Source organism: Sporomusa intestinalis, assembly GCF_055383785.1.
In genome coordinates, this window is the sequence record NZ_AP042390.1 from 3041646 (window position 1) to 3062861 (window position 21216).

23 protein-coding genes and 1 other annotated feature are annotated in these 21216 nt (G+C 51.8%); of the genes, 5 read left to right on the forward strand and 18 right to left on the reverse strand.

The window, feature by feature from the left end; all coding sequences use genetic code 11:
* Nucleotides 1-215: 215 nt before the first annotated feature.
* The 7 genes from murB to ACZ481_RS14415 all read right to left on the reverse strand — a co-directional run bounded on the left by murB (nt 216) and on the right by ACZ481_RS14415 (nt 5974).
* Entirely contained in the window at nt 216-1139 is a 924-nt protein-coding gene (gene murB / locus ACZ481_RS14385; RefSeq protein ID WP_464766050.1) for a UDP-N-acetylmuramate dehydrogenase, read from the reverse strand.
* 1 nt (nt 1140) lies between these two features.
* Complete coding sequence (locus ACZ481_RS14390) at nt 1141-1491, reverse strand: YlbF/YmcA family competence regulator (RefSeq protein WP_464766051.1); 351 nt, start codon at nt 1489-1491, stop codon at nt 1141-1143.
* A gap of 59 nt (nt 1492-1550) precedes the next feature.
* Nucleotides 1551-2414, reverse strand: coding sequence for a TIM barrel protein (locus ACZ481_RS14395; RefSeq protein WP_464766052.1), 864 nt, complete (start codon nt 2412-2414; stop codon nt 1551-1553).
* Between the two features lie 27 nt (nt 2415-2441).
* Nucleotides 2442-2900 (reverse strand): tRNA (uridine(34)/cytosine(34)/5-carboxymethylaminomethyluridine(34)-2'-O)-methyltransferase TrmL, encoded by a 459-nt coding sequence (trmL, locus tag ACZ481_RS14400; protein ID WP_464766053.1) that lies wholly within the window; start codon nt 2898-2900, stop codon nt 2442-2444.
* A 91-nt stretch (nt 2901-2991) separates the two neighbouring features.
* The gene (locus ACZ481_RS14405) at nt 2992-4089 is read right to left on the reverse strand and encodes an acyl-CoA dehydratase activase-related protein (protein ID WP_464766054.1); all 1098 of its coding nucleotides are present in this window, start codon (nt 4087-4089) and stop codon (nt 2992-2994) included.
* Nucleotides 4086-5000 carry an acyl-CoA dehydratase activase-related protein gene (locus ACZ481_RS14410; protein WP_464766055.1) on the reverse strand — a complete coding sequence of 305 codons (915 nt, stop codon included), beginning with the start codon at nt 4998-5000 and terminating at the stop codon, nt 4086-4088. Before ACZ481_RS14410 ends, ACZ481_RS14405 begins: the two co-directional genes overlap by 4 nt.
* 2 nt (nt 5001-5002) lie before the next feature.
* The gene (locus ACZ481_RS14415; protein ID WP_464766056.1) at nt 5003-5974 is read right to left on the reverse strand and encodes an acyl-CoA dehydratase activase; all 972 of its coding nucleotides are present in this window, start codon (nt 5972-5974) and stop codon (nt 5003-5005) included.
* Between the two features lie 121 nt (nt 5975-6095).
* Between ACZ481_RS14415 and ACZ481_RS14420 the strand changes: the two genes are divergently transcribed.
* From ACZ481_RS14420 to ACZ481_RS14435, 4 genes are all read left to right on the forward strand, one after another.
* The gene (locus ACZ481_RS14420) at nt 6096-7193 is read left to right on the forward strand and encodes a PRK06851 family protein (protein WP_464766057.1); all 1098 of its coding nucleotides are present in this window, start codon (nt 6096-6098) and stop codon (nt 7191-7193) included.
* Between the two features lie 292 nt (nt 7194-7485).
* The gene (locus ACZ481_RS14425) at nt 7486-7767 is read left to right on the forward strand and encodes a TM1266 family iron-only hydrogenase system putative regulator (RefSeq protein ID WP_464766058.1); all 282 of its coding nucleotides are present in this window, start codon (nt 7486-7488) and stop codon (nt 7765-7767) included.
* Nucleotides 7760-9193, forward strand: a complete 1434-nt coding sequence (gene hydG / locus ACZ481_RS14430; protein ID WP_464766059.1) for a [FeFe] hydrogenase H-cluster radical SAM maturase HydG — start codon at nt 7760-7762, stop codon at nt 9191-9193. The genes ACZ481_RS14425 and hydG overlap by 8 nt, the downstream gene beginning before the upstream one ends.
* Nucleotides 9194-9322: 129 nt before the next feature.
* Nucleotides 9323-10927, forward strand: coding sequence for a GDSL-type esterase/lipase family protein (locus ACZ481_RS14435; RefSeq protein ID WP_464766060.1), 1605 nt, complete (start codon nt 9323-9325; stop codon nt 10925-10927).
* Here ACZ481_RS14435 and ACZ481_RS14440 read toward each other — a convergent pair.
* From ACZ481_RS14440 to ACZ481_RS14460, 5 genes are all read right to left on the reverse strand, one after another.
* On the reverse strand, nt 10896-11804 hold the full coding sequence (locus ACZ481_RS14440) for a prephenate dehydrogenase (RefSeq protein WP_464766061.1): 909 nt from the start codon (nt 11802-11804) through the stop codon (nt 10896-10898). The genes ACZ481_RS14435 and ACZ481_RS14440 overlap by 32 nt on opposite strands.
* Nucleotides 11801-12817, reverse strand: a complete 1017-nt coding sequence (gene aroF / locus ACZ481_RS14445) for a 3-deoxy-7-phosphoheptulonate synthase (protein ID WP_464766062.1) — start codon at nt 12815-12817, stop codon at nt 11801-11803. Before aroF ends, ACZ481_RS14440 begins: the two co-directional genes overlap by 4 nt.
* A 40-nt stretch (nt 12818-12857) precedes the next feature.
* Nucleotides 12858-13103: a binding site (T-box leader), on the reverse strand.
* Between the two features lie 52 nt (nt 13104-13155).
* A complete protein-coding gene (locus ACZ481_RS14450) occupies nt 13156-13476 on the reverse strand; it encodes a hypothetical protein (RefSeq protein ID WP_464766063.1) in 321 nt (106 codons plus the stop codon).
* Nucleotides 13477-13532: 56 nt separating this feature from the next.
* Nucleotides 13533-13778 carry a TIGR03905 family TSCPD domain-containing protein gene (locus tag ACZ481_RS14455; protein WP_464766064.1) on the reverse strand — a complete coding sequence of 82 codons (246 nt, stop codon included), beginning with the start codon at nt 13776-13778 and terminating at the stop codon, nt 13533-13535.
* Nucleotides 13779-13841: 63 nt separating this feature from the next.
* A complete protein-coding gene (locus tag ACZ481_RS14460) occupies nt 13842-15473 on the reverse strand; it encodes a putative manganese-dependent inorganic diphosphatase (protein WP_464766065.1) in 1632 nt (543 codons plus the stop codon).
* Between the two features lie 156 nt (nt 15474-15629).
* On the opposite strand from ACZ481_RS14460, the gene uvsE reads away from it, so the two are divergent.
* A complete protein-coding gene (gene uvsE / locus ACZ481_RS14465) occupies nt 15630-16583 on the forward strand; it encodes a UV DNA damage repair endonuclease UvsE (RefSeq protein WP_464766066.1) in 954 nt (317 codons plus the stop codon).
* On the opposite strand, the gene ACZ481_RS14470 is transcribed toward uvsE, so the two are convergent.
* The 6 genes from ACZ481_RS14470 to moaA form a co-directional block, all read right to left on the reverse strand.
* On the reverse strand, nt 16580-17068 hold the full coding sequence (locus ACZ481_RS14470; protein ID WP_464766067.1) for a MogA/MoaB family molybdenum cofactor biosynthesis protein: 489 nt from the start codon (nt 17066-17068) through the stop codon (nt 16580-16582). The genes uvsE and ACZ481_RS14470 overlap by 4 nt on opposite strands.
* Nucleotides 17061-17501: an MOSC domain-containing protein gene (locus ACZ481_RS14475; protein WP_464766068.1), complete on the reverse strand. Its 441-nt coding sequence runs from the start codon at nt 17499-17501 to the stop codon at nt 17061-17063. Before ACZ481_RS14475 ends, ACZ481_RS14470 begins: the two co-directional genes overlap by 8 nt.
* 4 nt (nt 17502-17505) lie before the next feature.
* Nucleotides 17506-17982, reverse strand: a complete 477-nt coding sequence (gene moaC, locus ACZ481_RS14480; RefSeq protein WP_464766069.1) for a cyclic pyranopterin monophosphate synthase MoaC — start codon at nt 17980-17982, stop codon at nt 17506-17508.
* Between the two features lie 170 nt (nt 17983-18152).
* Nucleotides 18153-19313 carry an iron-containing alcohol dehydrogenase gene (locus tag ACZ481_RS14485; protein WP_464766070.1) on the reverse strand — a complete coding sequence of 387 codons (1161 nt, stop codon included), beginning with the start codon at nt 19311-19313 and terminating at the stop codon, nt 18153-18155.
* Between the two features lie 444 nt (nt 19314-19757).
* Complete coding sequence (locus ACZ481_RS14490; protein ID WP_464766071.1) at nt 19758-20114, reverse strand: hypothetical protein; 357 nt, start codon at nt 20112-20114, stop codon at nt 19758-19760.
* Nucleotides 20115-20234: 120 nt separating this feature from the next.
* Complete coding sequence (gene moaA / locus ACZ481_RS14495; protein WP_464766072.1) at nt 20235-21215, reverse strand: GTP 3',8-cyclase MoaA; 981 nt, start codon at nt 21213-21215, stop codon at nt 20235-20237.
* Nucleotide 21216: the final 1 nt, after the last annotated feature.

A 21216-nucleotide genomic window follows, 5' to 3' on the forward strand; every position in this document is an offset into this window, starting at 1 on the left:
CTTTCATCGCTTCCGCCACTTTGACAAAGCCGGCAATATTGGCCCCGGCCAGCAGATTTTGTATTAATATTCACATCGCTACTACTCCGGCGTTCAGTCAACTGCCGGTCCTGAACAAGGGGCGTTCCTTATGTTGTATAACAAAAACAGGGGTTGAGCTGAAACCCAGGTTTCAGCTCAACCCCTCGTACCGTCATTATGCGCTTTTAGAAACACTATTCCTCACCCAGTACCCGTACTTCCGGATGCAGTGAAATTCCAAATTGCTTATAAACCCCGTCCTGAACCTTACTGATGAGTGCCAGCACATCCTGAGCCGTCGCTCCGCCGGCATTGATAATAAAACCAGCATGTTTTGTCGAAACCTGCGCCCCCCCAACACGGGTGCCTTTTAGACCGGCCTGTTCAATCAAGGTCCCGGCAAAGTAACCCTGAGGCCGCTTAAACGTACTGCCGGCACTGGGCATTTCCAGCGGCTGCTTGCTTTCCCGCTTGCTGGTGTAGTCATCAAGCAGCCCGCGGATCGAGTTATCTTCCCCTTCCGCTAAGGCTAGTTCCACTTCACAGACAAAACAGTCGTTCTCCTGAAATACACTATGACGGTAACCAAATTTAATCTCTTCCCGCGTAAAACGCCTGAGCTCACCACTGCCGCATACGGCGGTAACAGCCTGCACCACCTGGCTCATATCACCGTCATAAGCGCCGGCATTCATAAATACCGCACCGCCGATACTGCCGGGAATACCGATGGCAAACTCAAAACCAGCCAGATTATGGGCGGCTGCATATTTTGACACCTCGGCCAATAAGGCGCCGGCGCCGGCAAATAAGGTACTGCCGCTATGCCTGATATAGCCCATTTCCGGGCCGAATTTAACAACAAGACCCCGAATTCCCCGGTCTAAAACCAATACATTGGAACCATTGCCAAGCACGGTTACAGGCACCGCATACTGTTTGGCCGTATCCAGCACAGCTGCCACTTCCCGGACAGTTGCCGGCAACACCAGATAATCAGCAGGGCCGCCAATCTTAAAGGTAGTGTGTTTGGACATAGGTTCATCAATCAGCAGCCTTTCCGGGGGAATAGCTTTTTTTAATTCGGCAGCAAACTCCACAGGCTTTCTCACCAACATCTCATTCTTTGCCAAATAAATCCATTCCTTCGGCAACCGCATCGCCAATTATTTTGTAAATATCAGCAGCAATTTGCTGAAAACGCATATGAGCATGAATAAAATCCCGGGCTTGCGGATTCAAAGCAAGCAGTTCATACAGCTTTTGCAGTTCCTCTGACTTCGCCTTGTCTTCAGGGTTGCCAGCCATTAAATCATATTCGGCAGCCAGCTTTTTTTGAAAAAAATCCTGCACCATTTTTTTGCCTGCCCCGTCACTGTCAAGCTGTTTTTTGGCAGACAAAAATGCCTGGTATTCCGCCGAGGTCCGCAGCGCCCGGCCCAGCTCATGGGCTTTGTCATGTATGCTCATTACCAATTCCTCCAGTTATTCACCATCTATCTTATGCGTGAAATAATGTTCTTATACGATTAAAAATCTTTTTTCAACAGCCCCTGATAAAAATCCTGCATTGTAGCAGCGTCCCGGGCCTGAGTGCCAGCGGACTCACAGATAATCCGCGGTGTATACCCCCGCTCGGCAATGACTGCCAGCAGGGGCTCATGGGGCGGTCCGTAAGGATCGGCAAAAGTCCAGTGGCGCCTTTCACCGGCTTTGGTAAACTCAATCCGGCTAAAATGAATGTGCAGGTTCCGGGCAGCCTCTGTTCCCAGTGCCTCGCCGATTGTATCGAATACAGCGGCAAACTCCTGCATTGTCAGATAGCCCCCGCCGGTCACGGCATGTAAATGGCCGAAGTCCACAGCCGGTCTTACCCGGTTGGATAGCTTGCACAATGCCAGTACTTCCGCCAGTGAACCCAGTTGATTTTGTTTCCCCATTGTCTCCGGCAGCAGGTAAGGCGCCGTCAGCCCCAGACGTTCAGACTGGTCCAGCACTTGGGCCAACAGGCGCTTGGCCCGCTCCATGGCCTGCCGCCGGTCTCCCCCTTTGCCCGGTCCGCCGGTATGAAAAACAATCCTGTCGGCCCCCATCCATTTTGCCACTTCCAGTGACCGCAAAAAGTGGCGCATGGTGTTGCCGGCAATGGTTTCATCCTCAGTCGCCAGACTTATGTAATAAGGGGCATGAATACTAAGCTTAACGCCATAGCGCCCCGTTTGCTCCCCTACCCTCTCCGCCGTAGCCTGGCCAACATGCACCCCGCGGCTGCATTGGTATTCATAGGCCTGTAACGCCTGGCCGGCCAGCCAGACCGGCATTTCGGCCGAGGCCTTGTAACCGGCCTCATAAAAAGCGTCAGGATTGCCGGCGGGGCCAAATAGTGCAAACATGCAATCATCCTTCCTGCCGGTGATTAATTAGATAAGATCCGCAAACCCTTGCTGACGAAGCGCTTCATAGACAACGACAGCGACGGCGTTAGATAAATTCAAAGACCGGGCTTCGGCCAGCATCGGAATGCGGATACAGTTTTCCGGATAAGCAGTCAGCAAGGCCTCAGGCAAGCCTGCCGTTTCTTTGCCAAACACCAGCAAATCGTCAGCCTGATAGGCAACCTCACTATAGCGCCGGCCGGCTTTGGTCGTATTAAAAAAAATCCTATGTCCGCAATAAAGGTCAAGCACCTCGTCCAAATTCTCGTGGACATGCACTTTGACCAAATGCCAGTAGTCAAGCCCGGCCCGCTTCAAATAGCGGTCTTCGATGGAAAAGCCAAGCGGCTTCACCAAATGCAGTTCACAGCCGGTAGCCGCACAAAGCCTGGCAATATTACCGGTATTGCCGGGTATTTCCGGTTCTACCAGTACAATATGCATCAAAATCACCTCAGTTATACAGATTGTCTTACCCAACCAGCGCTTGTCACAAGATCAAAGTTACAATTATTCTACACAAACAATAAAAATCCTACCCGTTCCAGGTAGGATTTGGTGATTTGACACAGCGCCGCCGGTAATTAAGCAGATCGACAAAAGCTTCCAGGCGGGTGACCACTCCAGCCTCGGCCGACTGCTCGTCAAAGGCCAGCGACAATACCGGGATTTCATGCTCTTTGCTGGCTTGGTATAAAATATTTTTGGCGATCACCTCCGGCATACAGGTAAAGGGAAAAACATGCAGCACACCATCAAAGCCCTGTTTGGCCATTTCCACTGTCGCCCCGATGCTGCGGAGGCCATGCCCGCCAACACCATGGCCAAGATAAGGGGCCGCCGCCGTGGCAATTTCCTTATGCCTGGCCAGATACGGCTTATTTCTTAACAAATGCGTACGGACATAATCTGTTAACGACATTGTCCGGTGGACATGTACCCCCAGCCGGCCAAGCCGTTGTTCCAGATCCAGATTAACAAAATTTTCCAGCATGACATAAATTTCACCTACCAGCCCAATCCGCAGCGGCATCTGTCCGTTTTTTTCAATCCGGAGCAGCTTGTGCCGGTAAATATCACAAATGTCCGGCAATTCCCCCAGCTCTGAGGCAGCCTCAATTTCGGCAGCCGCCTCCTGGTAAACCGTATCCGCCGCTCCCGGCAGCTTTTCCGTGGCCCGGATCTCACGCACCGCATCCCCCAGCAGGTCCAGCGCATTCATTTTCGCCCCGGCCAGCGTAAAAGCCCGGTACACCGACTTCACCCCGGCCCGCGGCGCCAGTTGGCGGATTGTTTTAATCACCTGCAGGACATCAGGTTCAATCACCACCATCGTAAATTTATAGTTCAGTTCGGTGAGGATTTCCTGTTGGACCTGGGCGTAATAGCCCAGCCGGCAGGGACCAACGCCGCCGCAGGTTACAATCGTGTCGGCACCGGCCTCCAGGGCTTCAATATAATTGCCTAAAGTGACCTTCAGCGGCAGGCAGGCTGTCTCCGGCGCATACCGGGCGCCGGTTTCCACCGTTTTCTTAGTGATGGGGGGAGGGGCCATTACCTTGAGGCCAAGGCTGCGCAACAGGCTTTGCAACGTGATATGCAATGGCCCCATATGCGGGAAAGTAACAATCATCGCCGGTTCCTCCATTTGATCATATCAGTAAACGCCTCTAAGCGGGTAAGAAAGCCAGCCTCAGCCGTATGCTCCTCTGTATTGAGCAGCATAAAGGGAATGTTGCCGGCCTCCGCCTTGCGCCTGATGATTTCGCTGATCATCGAATCCGGGCCGCAACTAAAGGAGGTCATAAAAAGCAGACCGTCAACAGCCTGTTCATCAATAAGCGCCAGAGCAGTTCCCGCTAAGTGATGACAATAGGACCAATAAATTTTTTTATTGAGCTTACGAGCAGCCAGTTGGGCCTGCCACGGCGGAACCTGATCCGGTGTAATAACCTTCAGCCCCATAGCAGTAAGTTTGTCTCTGGCATTCATGCTGATAAACTTGTCCTGAATAAGGTAAGAGTGACCAATCAAGCCAATCCGTAAACCGGCAGACAATCGTTCCTTGCTGATTGCAGGCTGTTTTACGCTAAGCTGCCGCCTGGCCTGGTACCAGGCCCCCAGGCTGGCAATTTTCCCCTGTCCCAGCCGGCAGCCAATACGGAGTATGGCCTCAGTTAAACTTCCCTGCCGCTGCCAGAGGCTGACATCGGTATCGATAACCTCCGGCAAATTAGTAATATTACTGCGGATAATATCCGGCAGGCCCATCATTTTCGGACAGGTGTACATCTGGCGGGCAACGCTCACAATCCGCGGCACAAACAGACAGTCGGCCTTCTCAGTCAGACTGGCGGCATGACCGACATAAGCCTTCAGCGGCAGGCAGACCTCACCCAGCACCCCGCCGTCCGTAAGCATGGCCTTTGTAGTTTCTTCCGATACAATGACCCGGGCGCCAAGGGCTGCAAAAAAATTCTGCCATAAATCGCCATATTCATAATATAAAAGCCCACGCGGCAAACCAATACATAAAGGTTCCAAAACTATTCCTCCTGACAGTGCTTGCCCCATTTGCCGCAGCGGTCGCCCCAGCGTGCGGCAACTTGATCGTTCCTGCTGATTTCAACAACCTCACACATATTGGGACAGCCGTCACATTCAAAACTGCGCGGCTGATAGATATCATCGATAACCGCAAAGCCCCGGAAAGCGGTTTGTTTGCCGGCTGCGGCCTCCTGGGCCAGCAGGGCGGCACCAAGCGCCCCCATGACATTGTAATAAGGCGGTATGATAACCTCACAGCCTAATACCTCTTCAAAAGCCCGCTTCATTCCCTGGTTGGCTGCCACGCCCCCCTGAAACAGCACAGGGCCTTTAATCTCTTTGCCTTTGCCGACATTATTGACATAATTGCGGGCCAGAGCCTGGCATAAACCGTTAACTATATCACAGATCTGATGGCCGGCCTGTTGTTTGTGAATCATATCCGACTCGGCAAACACTGCACAGCGCCCGGCGACCCTGACCGGCGTTGTTGACGCCATGGCCCGGCTGCCGAATTCTTCTATTGACAGATTAAGCCTTGCCGCCTGCTGATCAAGAAAAGAGCCTGTTCCGGCTGCGCAAACCGTATTCATGGCAAAATCAGTGACAATTCCGTCACGAATAATAATCAGCTTAGAATCCTGTCCCCCAATCTCGACTACTGTTTTTACATCAGGCACAACATGCATGGCAGCAACGGCATGGGCGGTTATCTCATTTTTTATAACATCGGCCCCCACCATGATCCCTGCCAGCTGCCGGCCGCTGCCGGTTGTGCCTATCGCCTGCACCGCAAGACCCGGGATGCGTTCCTTTATCGTTTTAAGTCCCTGCTGCACAGCCCCAATCGGCTGTCCCTGCGTTCTTACATACAGACTGTCAAGTACCTGCCCACCAGTGCCGATTACGGCAATATTCGTACTCACCGAACCAACATCAATGCCCAGGTAGCAGGCCAAACGCTGCTGCAAAATCATCCCTCCGTTCCATTGGTATACATTGGTATTATGACCTGTAAATGGAAAGATATACTTATACCGCCGCCATCATACACATTATATAAAGACATTCGCAAAAAGGAGGCTGCAAACGGTGGAAGGAAAGATTAGGCACATGTTTCCCGGCGGTAACACCCCGCAGGGTTTTTTCTCCTATTATAGCCATGTAATCGCTGTTGACGAGGCAGTGCGGATTTTTTTGTTAAAAGGCGGACCAGGTACCGGCAAATCAACATTTATGAAAAAAATCAGTCAGGCCATGACCGGTCAAGGCTTTGCGGTTGAACACCATCATTGCTCCAGTGATCCCGATTCCCTGGATGGCTTGGTTATACCGGCCCTGAACATCGCCCTGATTGACGGTACAGCCCCCCATATTGTTGACCCCAAGTACCCGGGCTGTGTTGATGAAATCCTCAACCTGGGCGAATTTTGGCGGGAAAGCAGCCTGGTAAATAATAAAGCGGCTATTCTGGCCTGTACTAAGGAAATCAGCAAGCATTTCCAGCATGCCTACCGGATGCTGCAAGCAGCCAAAGCGGTATATGACGACTGGGAGGCCGTAAACTGCGAGGCTATGGACTATACGCTGGCCAACCGGAAAGCAGCGGAGCTTATCGAAACCCTGTTTGCCGACATAACCACTGCCGGTAACGGCAAAAACCGTAAATTGTTCGCTTCGGCCATTACCCCGGCCGGTCCGGTAAATTATATTGATTCGATTACCGCCGGCCTGGCAAACCGCTATGTCCTGACAGGGCCTCCCGGCACCGGCAAAGCCACCCTGCTGGCCAAAATAGCCGCTGCCGCCCTCGGGCGGGGACTGAATATCGAAACCTACCACTGCCCGCTTGATCCGCTCAAAGTGGAACATATCGTCATCCCGGCGCTGCATACGGCACTGATTACCTCTGTACCGCCCCATAACCATTCCCCCCGCGGGACCACGGCGATCATCGACATGGCTGACTGCCTTGACCCGGATATGGTTGCGAAAACAGAGTCGGTAACCGATTATGACCGCACTGTATTCTGGGAGCTGTTCGGCAAGGCCGGGGCCTATATCACAGAGGCCAAAAAGCTCCATGACCGGCTGGAGGGCTATTATGTGCCCAATATTAATTTTAGCGGCCTTGATGCCCTGTACGCCAGGACGCTGGCCCGGGTACTGGCATACGCCGGCCGGCAATGAACAACTCATTTCAGCAAAGCTGAAGCTTCGGAGGTTCAGGCGGGGAGTCAACTCCACCTGAACTGACGCCGCCTATAGCGGCGGGAGTCTTAATTCAGCGGCTAAGATAAGCAGGATTTCCGCAAATATTGTGAAAGAGAGCATAGGCATTTCCCGCCAGATCATGTATAATTAAAATAACAACTAGGTCTGAGGCCTGGCGGTCAACCGTCCGGCCAAGGATACTACAATTTTGTCGCCTGTCTAAAGCAAGGGCTGTGGCCTACGCTCAGGAAGAGGGAGGGAACAACGCATGGCTAAACGTATTGGCGTAATCGGCATCGTAATTGACGACCCCAGATGCATAGCTGACAAGGTTAACGCCATTCTAAGCGATTACGGCAGAATTATTATTGGCCGTATGGGTATTCCCCGGCACGATACAGAGGTCAGCGTCATTGCCCTCATTATTGAGGGCACCACTGATGAAGTGGGTGCGCTTACCGGCAAACTAGGCAACCTTCCCGGCGTTACTGTCAAATCGGCCCTTACTGCCAGAGAAGCGGCAGCTAAAGGGGAGAAAAAAAATGATTGACAACGCGCAACGCACCGCTGATGCCTTTATTGATGAACCCTTAATTTATCAACTGCTGGCTGAGGCCAAAACAAAAGCCCGGGACAAGGATTATGTCCGGGCCATTATCGCCAGGGCGCGCGAATATCACGGCTTATCTGCCGCTGAAGTCGCTGTTTTGCTTGAGGTAACCGACACAGACCTGCAAGAGGAAATGTTCGCCGCTGCGTCTGATGTCAAACAGGCCATTTACGGCACGCGAATCGTATTATTTGCCCCCCTCTATATTTCCAGCCACTGTATAAATAACTGTACTTACTGTGGCTACCGGGCCGGCAATGCAGCCCAGCTGCGCCGCCGGCTGACCCTGGATGAAATCAAGGAAGAGGTGGAAATTCTTGAATCACTGGGCCATAAACGCCTGGCGGTCGAGGCGGGTGAAGACCCGGTCAACTGCACCATCGACTATGTAGTTGATGCCATCCGCCAAATTTACAGCATAAAAGACGGTAACGGCAGCATTCGCCGCGTGAATGTGAATATCGCCGCCACTACTGTCGAAGAATACCGCAAACTGAAAGAAGTGGAAATCGGCACCTACATCCTGTTCCAGGAAACCTACCACCGTTCCACTTATGCCGAACTGCACCCTACCGGTCCCAAACGCGACTACAACTGGCATACGACGGCCATGGACCGGGCCATGCAGGCCGGCATTGACGATGTCGGCATCGGGGTGCTCTACGGCCTGTATGATCATAAATTCGAAACGGTTGCGATGTTCCTGCATGCCGAACATCTCGACAAAACCCAGGGCGTGGGCCCCCATACCATCTCGGTGCCCCGCATACGCCCGGCCAGCGGCATGGACCTGACCAAGTTCCCCTATTTAGTCGGCGATGAGGATTTTAAAAAGATTGTCGCCATTATCCGGCTGGCGGTTCCCTATACAGGCATGATTTTATCCACCCGCGAATCGGCTGCCCTCCGGGACGAACTGATCCGCTATGGCGTATCCCAGATTAGCGCCGGCTCGTGCACAGGTGTCGGCGGCTACCATCAGGTCTATAAAGAGCAGGAAGCGAATGCCCCGGCCAAAGGTCTCCAGTTTGAGACTGGTGATAACCGCTCGCCGGCGGAAGTTATCAGCATGCTCTGCGGTCAGGGTTTTGTCCCCAGCTACTGTACGGCCTGCTACCGTCAGGGCCGGACGGGCGACAGATTTATGAGCCTTGCCAAAAGCGGCGAAATCCAAAATGTCTGCTTGCCCAATGCCCTGCTGACATTTAAAGAATATCTGCTTGATTATGCCGCCCCTGCTGTCAGGGAGATCGGTGAAGCCACCATTCACAAACACCTTGCGGAAATACCGGCGGCAGCCACCCGGGAGGCCACGGCCCTGCGGCTGAAAGAGATCGAAGCCGGGATGCGAGATTTGTATTTTTAGGGTAAGCAAAAGAAGAAGCTTTACGGACTCCGTAAAGCTTCTTTGTTGTTATCCGGGCTAATGATCTGGCCTTTTGCCGGCAATACTATATTGATTGTGTTCATATAGGTCAAGCGGCAGGTGTATATCATGAAACAGATTACCTCTATCACGCTCATTATCCTGGCAATCGCCTACATCCTTGCAAGCTCTGAAGTAATTGGCTTTAACGGCTTTAAACCAATGGTGGAGATTAACCATACGGCTGACGAATATTCCTTACACTGGCCCCGGCTCCCTGATCCTGATTTCTATAAGGTTGACGCCCCCGACCCCCTGCCGTCAGCCGGGCAAGAGGGAGTCCAATCCCGGCCGCTTACCGGTTATTCTCCCGGTCAGAGCCGGCTGGCAATGGATGAACGCATTGCCTTTCCTAGTTTTTGGCGGCTCTCCGCCCTGACCCTGTTTCCCAAACCGCCGGACAAGTATTCTGATTTCATCAGTTTGACCGGGACCACAGGCCTGTACACTGACAAGCCTGACGGATTCAAACCGCAGCCAACTTCTTCTTATCCGGCCAATACCCCTGCCTCAGTCCGGCCGATGCTGACCTGGACAGCAGTCCCCCCTGCCGTGTATTACGAGCTTGAGTTCCTGTCCGCTCCGCCGGAGAATCCCAATGCTATTTATCCCTCAGCCAACCGCATCAGCATAACCCGAGAGGTTTTTACCAACGGCTATCATGCGGATTTTACCGGGTATGAAGGGCATACCGTTTACTGGCGGGTCCGGGCCCTGGACTACGACGGAAATCCGCTGGGCGTATTTTCTGATGCCGCTGAGGTCTGGCTGGACCGTACAATGGCTCCGGTCGTTAAACCACTCCTTAATCATTACCCGCCGCCGCAGCCGCTCTATCCGGTTTATGCCTGGATACCGGTACAGGGTGCCGTCAGCTATGAAGTCGAGCTTGCCAGCCAGCCCCCGGAGAAACAGGGTGGTACAGAGGCCTCCCCTCACCGCATCTGGAGCAAAACAGTGACTGATTTAAATGACTGTTATGACGATGAGCCGCGTATGATTCCGGGAAAGTATTACTGGCGGGTCCGCGGCCTTGACGCCGCCGGCAACCCGGTCGGTGAATATTCGGCTGCGGCCGAGTTTACCATTGCTTCAACCAAAGGCTGCTATGCAGCCACCTTTGGCGACAGCATTACCCACGGCGGCGGCGCCGTCTCGCACTCGCCGGCTGACAGCAGCTACAGTTATCAGACCTACCTGCGCTTTCCGGCTGTCAATCTGGGGAAAAGCGGCGATACTTCGGCAACCATGCTCGCCAGATTCGACCAGGATGTCTTGCCGTTCAAGCCCCGGTATTTAATCATCCTCGGCGGTACGAACAGCCTGCGCAGCGGGGTTGGCGCAGCACAGGTCATTACTGAACTTACCGGCATTCGCAATAAATGCCTCGCCAACGGCATCAGACCCGTTTTCCTGACCTTGCCGCCGATCAATCCGGCCGCGATTGCCGCTGTGTTTCAAGAACACACAGTAAGCAATTGGCGGGAGGAATTCGACACAGTCAACCGGTTTATCAGACAGCAGCGTTACTTTATTGACCTTGAGCCGCATTTTGTTGATGATAACCGCGAACTGCCCCGCCACATGGCGACAGATGGGCTGCACCTCGATATCGAAGGTAAAAAACTGATGGGGCAAATCATCAACGCTCATTGGACAAGGGTTGTTCGGTAACTGCCTGTTCCAGTTGCAACAGCTCATCCCGGCGTTCTTTGGCTGCCGCAAAAAAGCTATGGATATGAGGCCGGTCGCCGCGGCGAATCGCCCCGGCAACCTCACCGATAATCTGGCTGAATTTCTCCAGGCTGTCGGCAATCGGCCCGGCATTTGTCATGCACACGTCGGCCCACATATCGGCGTTGGAAGAAGCAATACGGGTGGTATCGCGGAAGCCGCCGCCGGCCAGCTTAATACTGCTGTCTTTATCCTCGGCATAAGACAGTAAATTTACCAAGGCAGCCGCACCGATATGCGGCACATGGCTAATCAGGGCCGTACACCGGTCATGGCGGCCAGCCTCCATCTCCGTAATTCTGGCCCCCGTCCAGCCCATAACCCGGCGCACTGCCTCAACAGCAGCGGTATCGCTGTCTTCCTGCGGGCTGAGAATATACCATTTATCACAAAAAAGAGTGCTGTCAGCGGCTTCAATGCCGCTTTTTTCCCGTCCAGCCATGGGGTGGCCAGGCACATAATAAACGCCGGCCGGCAGCAAGGCCGCTATGGCCTTAATTAGATAGGACTTCGTGCTGCAGGTATCGGTCAGGATGGTTCCCGGCCGTAAATAGGGCGCTATTTCTCTTACCAGGGCCGCCGCCTGCAGTACGGGCGTACATAAAATAACCATATCGGCCTCAGCTACGCCTGACTTAAGATCAGCGGTCACAAGATCGGCCGCCCCCCGCTGCCGGGCTCGCAGGAGCGACATTTCATTGGTATCAATGCCGGTGATTTCAATTTTTCCGCCCTGGGCCGCTTTAAAAGCCAATCCCAGGGACCCGCCAATCAACCCCATACCGATAATGGCAATCCGCCTGACCGCCCGGCTCATGCCATACTCCTGCCCACCACCGGCGCAATGGCCTTAATTTCACTCATGAGTCCCCGGAAGTTCTCTGGTGTCAGGGACTGACTGCCGTCAGACAAGGCTTCTGCCGGATTGGGATGGACTTCAATCATCAGGCCGTCAGCCCCGCCGGCCACTGCTGCCCTGGCCATCGGCCGCACCAGCTTCCATAAGCCGGTCCCATGACTCGGGTCGACGATAACAGGCAGGTGGCTGAGATTTTTCAGCGCGGCCACGGCACTCAAATCCAGGGTATTGCGGGTGTAATCCTCAAAAGTCCGTATACCGCGCTCACAAAACATAACATTGTAATTGCCCTCACTCATAATATACTCGGCCGCATGGAGCCACTCATTAATCGTAGCCGCGATGCCCCGTTTTAACAATACGGGCCTGCCGCTTTTGCCCACGGCCTTTAACAACTGAAAGTTCTGCATGTTGCGGGCGCCGATTTGCAATACGTCGGCATAGGCACTCACTACGCCCACCGACTGGATATCAACAACCTCGGTAACAATCTTCAGGCCTGTTATTGATCTGGCTTCTGCCAGCATTTCCAGCCCTTTTTCTTCAAGGCCCTGGAAAGAGTAGGGAGAAGTGCGGGGTTTGTAAGCCCCGCCCCGCAGGAACTGAGCCCCTGCCGCTTTGACAATTCTTGCCGACTCCAACAGCTGGTCGCGGCTCTCAACCGCACACGGCCCGGCCATGACGGTTAAATGGGGACCGCCGACAAGTACGCCGTCAACGTCAATCACCGAGTCTTCATTTTTAAATTCCCTGCTGACCAGTTTGTAACCGGCCGTAACCGCCATTGTTTTTTCCACGCCGGCCATAGCTTCCAGCGGCAGCTGGGCCATTAATTTTTTCTCACCGATAAGACCAATAATAGTACGCAGTTTCCCTTCTGAAACATGCACCTTCAAACCGGCTCCGGTTACCCGGGCAATCACTTGTTCAATCTCCTTTTGGGTAGCTGCTGGGCTCATTACTATAATCATATCTATCGCCTCCATAAAAATATAAAAAGCCTCATCCCTATACAGGGACGAGACTTCACTCGCGGTACCACCCTGCTTGCCAATAATAGCAAGCCGCTTTCTTCAGGTACGGGAATACTCCGATACCCTAGCCTGTAATAACGGTGGCATCCGGCGCGGTCTACTCGATCACTTTCAACCTGCTGCTCACGGGTGTATTTCCATAAGATCGCCTACCGGGTCACACCAACCCCCGGCTCTCTGAAAATAGCGCTGCTCATGTACTTATCCCGCTCATTGCATTTGCGATATGCTGTTGCCAATGAATATACCAAATAAAAAACTTATTGTCAATAGAATTATGGTGTCGTTTCACCGTCATCTTTATAAAACCTAAGGCTATACCAGGCCGCACCCCGTTCAGGTAATTGCTGCCAGCCGGCTTTTACCAGTTTTTCAACCAGGCCGTCCAACGCTCGCCGGTGGCGTTTATTTTTTTCATCCGGCGTGAACGAACAGGACATAATTTCAATTTGGTCTGACTTCCTGATGATAGGATTTTGATTTTCATGAATATTTATACAGTCAAAATTTGACAAGCGGGCCTGAAACTCCCCCTTGTCACGGGGAAAAATTCCCCACCGTTCGCCTGTTACCTGATAATAAATCTCACAATACATCGCTTATACCCCTCAGTTCAATTATGGCTTTGCAGGCGGGCAGCCGTCTTGGGCAACTACTGTGCCTGAAATTCAGCCAGCGCCCGGGCCAGCTGATCAGGACAGGAAGAGCTTTTATTGCCGCATTGGATCCCCTGCAGCTTGCGGATAACGTCCTCCACTCTCATCCCTTCGGCCAGCCGGCTTACGCCCTGCAGATTCCCCGAGCAGCCGGACTGAAATGTAATCTTGGTTACAATCCCGTCCTTGACCATAAACTCAATTGTTTTTGCACATACGCCGCTGGTTGTGTAAACTGGCATAATTCACATTCCTTTCCCTGGCTGTATGATAATGATTATACCATAACTCGGCCGCTTTTCCTATTAAAGCCGGCGCGCGGCATCAATCAGGGGCGGAACAACCTGTTTCTTGCGGGACATTACACCTGGCAAATACCAGGTGCCATCAGGGCAAGGCTCGCCGAAAGCAATCGTCACCACCCGTGCTGGCTGGCCATAATGCAGCAGGTAAGTTGCTTCATCCAGGATGCCGGTAATGAGCAGTATTGCCATATTGTATTGTTCTTTTTCGCAGATGGCCTGCATAGCTGCCTTCAGTTGCGCTTGCTGCTTCAACACATCTTTCTGATCCATAACTGAAATTTGACTAATGGCGACATAATACTCACCAATCTGAAATTCTTTCAAATCGCTGGCTACTATATCGCCCGGGGTCAGTTTATCAATTACCGAACCCGCCTTCAGCATCGTCATGCCAAATTCCTGAATATCCAGGCCGGCCGTATCGGCCAGCTTATAGGCGGCGTCACGGTCTTTGTCCGTTGCTGTCGGCGATTTGAACAATACCGTATCCGACAGGATGGCGGCCAGCAACAGCCCGGCAATGTTTTGGGGTATCGGCACATTCCGGTGCCAGTGCATATTGGCGACAATAGTAGCCGTCGAACCTACCGGCTCATGATTGATAAAGATCGGCTCGCTGGTCTCCAGTCCCCCTAGCCGGTGATGATCAATAATCTCGATAATTTTAGCCTCTTCAATCCCATCCACGGCCTGCGAACGTTCATTATGGTCAACCAGAATAATCTGATTCGGCTCAGGCACAATCAGCCGGTCCCGGTCAATCAGGCCGACCATCCGGCCATTTTGCACAACAGGGTAATTACGGTAGCCGGTCCGGATGATGATTTCTTTTATATCGGCGACCATATCATCCGGTTTAAAGGCTGTCACATTCGGTTGCATAACCTTCCCCACCGGAATGCTTTGGTTGATTAGGCGCCCGCAGGTATACGTGTCATACGGGGCTCTGATAATATATGTACCTGCCGCCCGGGCTGCCGCCTCCACCTCCGGCGCCACTTCAAAACCGCCGGTAATAATCAGGCAGGCAATACCGGCTTCAATGCAGGTCAGCTGAACATTAGTCCGGTTGCCGACCAGAACAATATCGCCGGCTTTAATGACCTTGCCCATCGTTTGGGTCCGGGAAGCGGCAATTTTGACTCTGCCTTCCAGTCTGCGGGTTAAATCACCGCCGCAAATAAGCGTGCCGTTAAGCGACCTGAGAATGCCGGCGTAATCAACCCCGGTTTCCCGCAAATCCTGCATCCCCAGCTCACTGACATACCGTTCGGCCAGATCCCCGACTGTAACCATACCAACCAAACTGCCGTCAGACCCGACAACCGGAATGGATTTTACACTGTACTGCTTAATCAACTGCCCAAGCTTTCTCAGGGTATTCCAGGGATGGATAGTAACACTGTGCTCACGCATAACATCCTTAGCCCGTGGATACATATCGAGGATAAGCCGCGGCGGTTTCATACCAAAATAATCGAGGACATACTTAGTCTCAGCGTTGATTTTGCCGGCCCGTGCCGGGATTACATGCTCGCCCAAAGCCTGTTTTAAATGTGCGTAGGCAATTGCTGAACAAATAGAATCTGTATCAGGATTACGATGACCAATAATGTAGATCGGTTTGGACAAGCGATTCTCACTCCTAGGACTTTTCTTACCATTCTAACCTCTCTGCCAGGCAAATTGCAAGTATTCTTCCTTTTTTTGCCGCTTAATCAATATCCTGCGCTACTTTAGTATATACTAAAGTCTGTTAATAAAAAACTGATAAAAGAGGTACCGGCTATGCGAATAAGGTTTGGCTATGTGGCCATTGCCCTCAATATTGCCGAAGGCTCACCCAATAAAAGCGTGACTGTAAAAAACCTGGAAAAAATCGCCGATCCTGAAGGCCGTATATGCCGCCTGCGCCGCTTGACCCGGGAAAACCTGGCTAATACCCTCCGTATCCTGCGCTACAACTCGGCCCACGACATTCATGTATACCGCCTTACCTCGAAAACAGTACCACTGGCAACCCACCCGCTAGCACAGGACTGGAGCTATAGGGAAGAATTAGCAACAGAGTGGCGGGAAATCGGCAATTACATGCAAAGCCGCAATATGCGCATCAGCGCCCACCCTGATCACTACACACTGCTGAACAGTCCGCGCGAAGATGTATTAGCGGCCGCGCTGAAAGATCTTGACTATCATGTGAATATGCTGGAGGCTATGGGGCTGCCGCCCGCCCCCCAGCTGGTTATCCATGTCGGCGGCCTGTATAAAGCAAAAACGCCCTCGCTGGAACGTTTTGTCAGCCGCTTTAACCAGCTCCCCGACCGGATCCGGCATCGGCTGATGATAGAAAATGATGACAAATTATACACAGCCGCCGACGTACTCGCCCTGTGCCGGACAGTCGGCAGTCCCATGGTGCTCGATATCCATCATCATGCCTGCAATAATCAGGGGGAAAGCCTGGCCGGACTCTGGCCGGAGATTATAACGACCTGGCAGGGCGGCACACCCAAAATCCACCTTTCCAGTCCGAAGAATGCCCAGAATATTCGCAGCCATGCCGACTATATCAATCCGGCCGATTTTCTTCCCTTCCTGGCGATAGCCAAAGAGTCCGGCCAGGATTTTGACGTCATGGTGGAAGCCAAAAATAAAGACCAGGCCCTGTTCAAGCTGCTGGACGAACTCGAACAGACACCTGGCATTACAAGGACCGAGCAAGCGGCTATAGAACTCTAAGGGCGGGCGCACTCGCCGGCTTCCCCCTTGGCAATCGCTAACCCGTGCTCAAGCGCCGGTAAAACAACTTCCAAACATTCACGCACGCCTTTGGGACTGCCGGGAAGGTTAATAATCAGGGTTCTGGCCCGCAGACCCGCTACGGCCCGGGACAGCATAGCCCGCGAAGTAATGGCCAGGGACCGGGCCCGCATTGCCTCAGGAATACCTGGAGCCAGCCGGTCAATTACGTCTAACGTCGCTTCCGGGGTTACATCACGCGGTCCAAAACCAGTACCGCCGGTGGTAAGGATAAGATCGACCCGGAGATTGTCAGCCATGTCAATCATGGCCTGGCTTAAGGCCGCGCGCTCATCCGGTACGATTACGTAATGATCGACCGTTCCCAGACCTGTCAGCATTTCGGCAATCGCTTTGCCGCTTAGATCCTCACGCTCACCGCGTGAGCCTTTATCACTGGCTGTTATAATGCCAATACTAAACATTTTGCATCACCTCGATCGTATCGCCGGCCGCTACCGGCCCGCCGGCAACCACAATGGCAAATATTCCCTCTTTCGGCATCACACAATCGCCGGCCTGATAATAGATATTACAGCGGGTGTGGCATTCTTTGCCGATCTGGCTGACTGCCAGCAGGACCTCGCCTATTTTTATTTTTGTGCCGATAGGTAAAACCGGCAGGTTGAGCCCTTCGGTAGTAAGGTTCTCCGCAAAATCACCCGGGTGAACATCCAATCCCATCTGCCGCATTTTTTCGATGCTTTCCAAAGCCAGCAGGCTTACCTGCCGGTGCTGAAAGCCGGCATGAGCATCGCCCTCCAGGCCAAGTCCGGGCAACAGCACGGCCCGGCCTACATTTTTCTTCCGCTCGCCCTTATTTTTACTGGTACAGACAGCTACAATTTTCCCCTGCATAGTTTTAATCCTCCCTAATATAATCGCCGCTCTTACCACCTGATTTGGCCCGCAGCCGCACATATTCAATAGTCATAGCTTTATCGACTGCTTTACACATATCATAAATTGTCAGCGCCGCCACCGACACAGACGTTAAGGCTTCCATCTCCACGCCGGTCTTGCCGGTCGTTTTTACCACTGCCTTAATATCAATGGCTTTGGCCGCATCGTCGATGGCAAACTCCAGCGTAACACCGGTCAATAAGAGCGGGTGACACATCGGGATCAAATCCCACGTCCGCTTGGCCCCCATTACTCCGGCCACCTGAGCAACGCCTAAGACATCGCCCTTACCCATGGCCCCCTGTTTTATTAGTTCAAGCGTAGCAGGCTGCATTGTAATCCGCCCTTCCGCCACTGCTTCCCGTTTGGTTTCCGCTTTCACTGTGACGTCCACCATACGGGCCTTACCCGCGTGATCAAAATGTGTCAATTCCATGGCTGCGTTAGGCTCCTTCGCGCAAATGATTATATTAAGTATTTTGCCATTTATTTAATAATTCCTGCAATACTACGAGATTGGTGCCGATTTATGCTGTCACCCGGTTAAATAAAACACAAGAGGCTGTAAGCACAGCCCCTTGTCCGCCTAACTATTGTTCTATCCGCTTAAATAGCAGCCCTAAAGATGCTTTCGATCTCTTCCTGGGTGGCTTGCTTGGGATTAGTAAAACCACAAGCGTCCTTCAGAGCGTTGGTAGCCAAAGTCGGTATATCGCTTGCCTTAAACCCCTTTAAATCTTTCAGGCCGGCAGGAATACCAATGTCGGCGGAAAGCTGGCGTATTGCGGCCAGCGCGGCGGCAGCCGCCTGTTCAACAGTCAAACCGGCAACATCCTTACCCATTGCCTTAGCAATATCAACAAACCGCTCCGGCACAACCTTAGCGTTATAATCTTCCACTGCCGGGAGTAGAATGGCATTACAAACACCATGGGGCAGGTCATAGAAGCCGCCAAGCTGATGGGCCATGGCATGAACATAGCCTAAACTGGCATTATTGAAGGCAACGCCGGCAAGATATTCGGCATAAGTCATCATTTCTCTGGCTTCCATGTCCTTGCCGTCGGCAACGGCTCTTCTTAAATAGCCGGAAATCAGCTCAATGGCTTTAATAGCTGCACAGTCTGTAACCGGTGTGGCAATTATGGAAACATAAGCCTCCACGGCATGAGTCAGGGCATCCATACCGGTGGCGGCAGTCAGCGAGGGCGGCATGGCAACCATTAGATCCGCATCATCAACGGCAATTACAGGCGTTGTGTGCCAGTCGACTATGGCCATCTTGATGTGACGGCTTTCATCGGTAATGATGCAGAACCGGGTCATCTGGCTAGCGGTGCCGGAGGTTGTGTTGACGGCAATAAGCGGCAGTTGCGGTTTTGCCGATTTATTAACGCCCTCATAGTCTTCAATCTTGCCGCCATTGGCAGCAACAAGGGCAATGCCTTTTGCGCAGTCATGGGGCGAACCGCCGCCGAAGGATACAACAAAATCGCATTGGTTATCCCGCAGCAATTTTAAGCCGGCGTTTACATTGCCAACAGTCGGATTAGGCTGAGCCCCATCAAAAACGACATATTTCACATCTATTTTCTCAAGCACATCGGTGAGCTTTTTGATAAGTTGGATTTGAACAAGAACCTTATCACTGACAATCAAGGCTTTTTTAAACCCCATAGGCTTTATGTAATCTGCGATGTCTTCAAGACAGCCAACCCCCATAATACTGACCGGAGGCATAAAATACCCATAAGATTTTTTTGTCATAATATAACTCCTCCTTGTTTATTAACTCAACTTTGGCTTACCTGGCAAACAGCCAACCTAACCGGAACCTCTGGCGAACTGACAAATCATTGGCCTCAATCATCCCTCCCCTATAAGCCGGTGTATTTAATAAGGTATCCCAAGGTACTGTGACCTTTAGCTGTTATTATTTTTCAATATTCAGAATTTAGTTTTCAGCATAGTAAACATGTTTCTTCATAAAGTCAAAGTTCTCAGGATAGTAAATCACGCTACAATTATATTGCAAAAATCGTGCCATTCCGTTTAGGCTTGTTATTGATTACTATTTAAGGCACATTATGGTAAATTGTTAGTCAAATGCAACATTTGTGACAAGATTGTGTTACATTTATTTCACACATTTAGGACACCTGTTTCGTATTTTTTAAAAACAACAATCCCGTAACCGGTACGGGATTGTTGTTAGCGTCCGATATGCAGGCGTGTGGCCAGCAGCCATTTGATAGCCGCCTGTTTGGCATCGGCGTAGTGTTCATATTGTTCATTAATCTTAATTTCCTGGCGCTCCTTATCAGGAATTACGCCAAAACCGGAAAATAAATAGCTGTTTTGGCTATAGGAGATCGCAATATAAATAGCATCAACCGTAAAGGGATGCACGTGATTTGTGTACGGCTCATAATAAATTGCACATTCCTGGCCTTCCTGCCGGCTCTTATCTGCTTGTTCCACCCATACGCAATGGTTGGCAAGCGCAATATCCCGCAGTGGATTTGCGAAAGTATAGAGCGTAGGGATGTGTGCGTGAATGGTCTTCAACAGCTGCACCTTCTTTTTGTCTTAGTATTCTTCTAATTGATTATCATAATAACAAAAAAAAGTCACAAAATCAAAAAGGCTTAACCTCTCGGGGAAAGAAGTTAAGCCTTTGCCTGGTAATCAGCCGCCTATCTGCGACATTTGCCGGAAAAATTCAGTTTGTCCGCCGCTATTAGCTAAAGTATGTCCCAGGGGTTTGTCTGTTATGGCCTTGTAAAAAAGCTCGGCAATTTCCCTATCACTGGCCCCCTGACGCAATGCAGCCTTAATATCAAGCTCCTGGTTGGATAAGAGACAGGGCTTAAACTTCCCGTCGGCGGTCAGGCGAATCCGGTTGCAGACATTACAGAAATGCTCGGATATCGGCGTAATAAAGCCAAAAGTACCTTTGGCCTGGGGCAGATAAAAATATTTGGCCGGACCATTGCCCTGAATATTCAGGGTTGGCTTTAAGTTCCCCCGGCCAAACGCATTAATGATGCCTTTAATCTCCTCAATCCCGGGACCGGCACAAACCTGGCTCTCACCAATCGGCATATATTCAATAAACCGGACGGAAATGGGCTCCCGGTGTACTAAGTCAACAAAATAAGCCAGATCGCGCTCGGTAATTATATTTGTCAGCACAACATTAAGCTTTAAGGGCGTCAGCCCTGCTGCCAAGGCACTGTTCAGGCCGTTCATTGTTTTGGCAAGATCGCCGCCGTGAGTAATCTTGCGGAACTGATCCGGATCAATGGTGTCAAGGCTGATATTTACCCGGTTTAAACCGGCATCCTTCAGTTTGTCAGCCATACCGGCAAGTAAACTGCCATTTGTCGTAAGCGATATGTCGGTGATCGTTTTCAGACTGGCAATGCTGCGGATAAAACCGACAATTCCCCGCCGCACCAGTGGCTCACCGCCTGTTAAGCGGATTTTACTGACACCATGCCCGCTCACCACCCGGATAACCCGCAGCAGCTCTTCATAAGTGAGGATATCGGCATGGCTGAGCAGCTTGACGCCCTGCTCCGGCATGCAATATGCGCAGCGGAAATTACAGCGGTCTGTTACTGAAACCCGCAAATAGTTAATTTGGCGATTATAGCCGTCATGCATA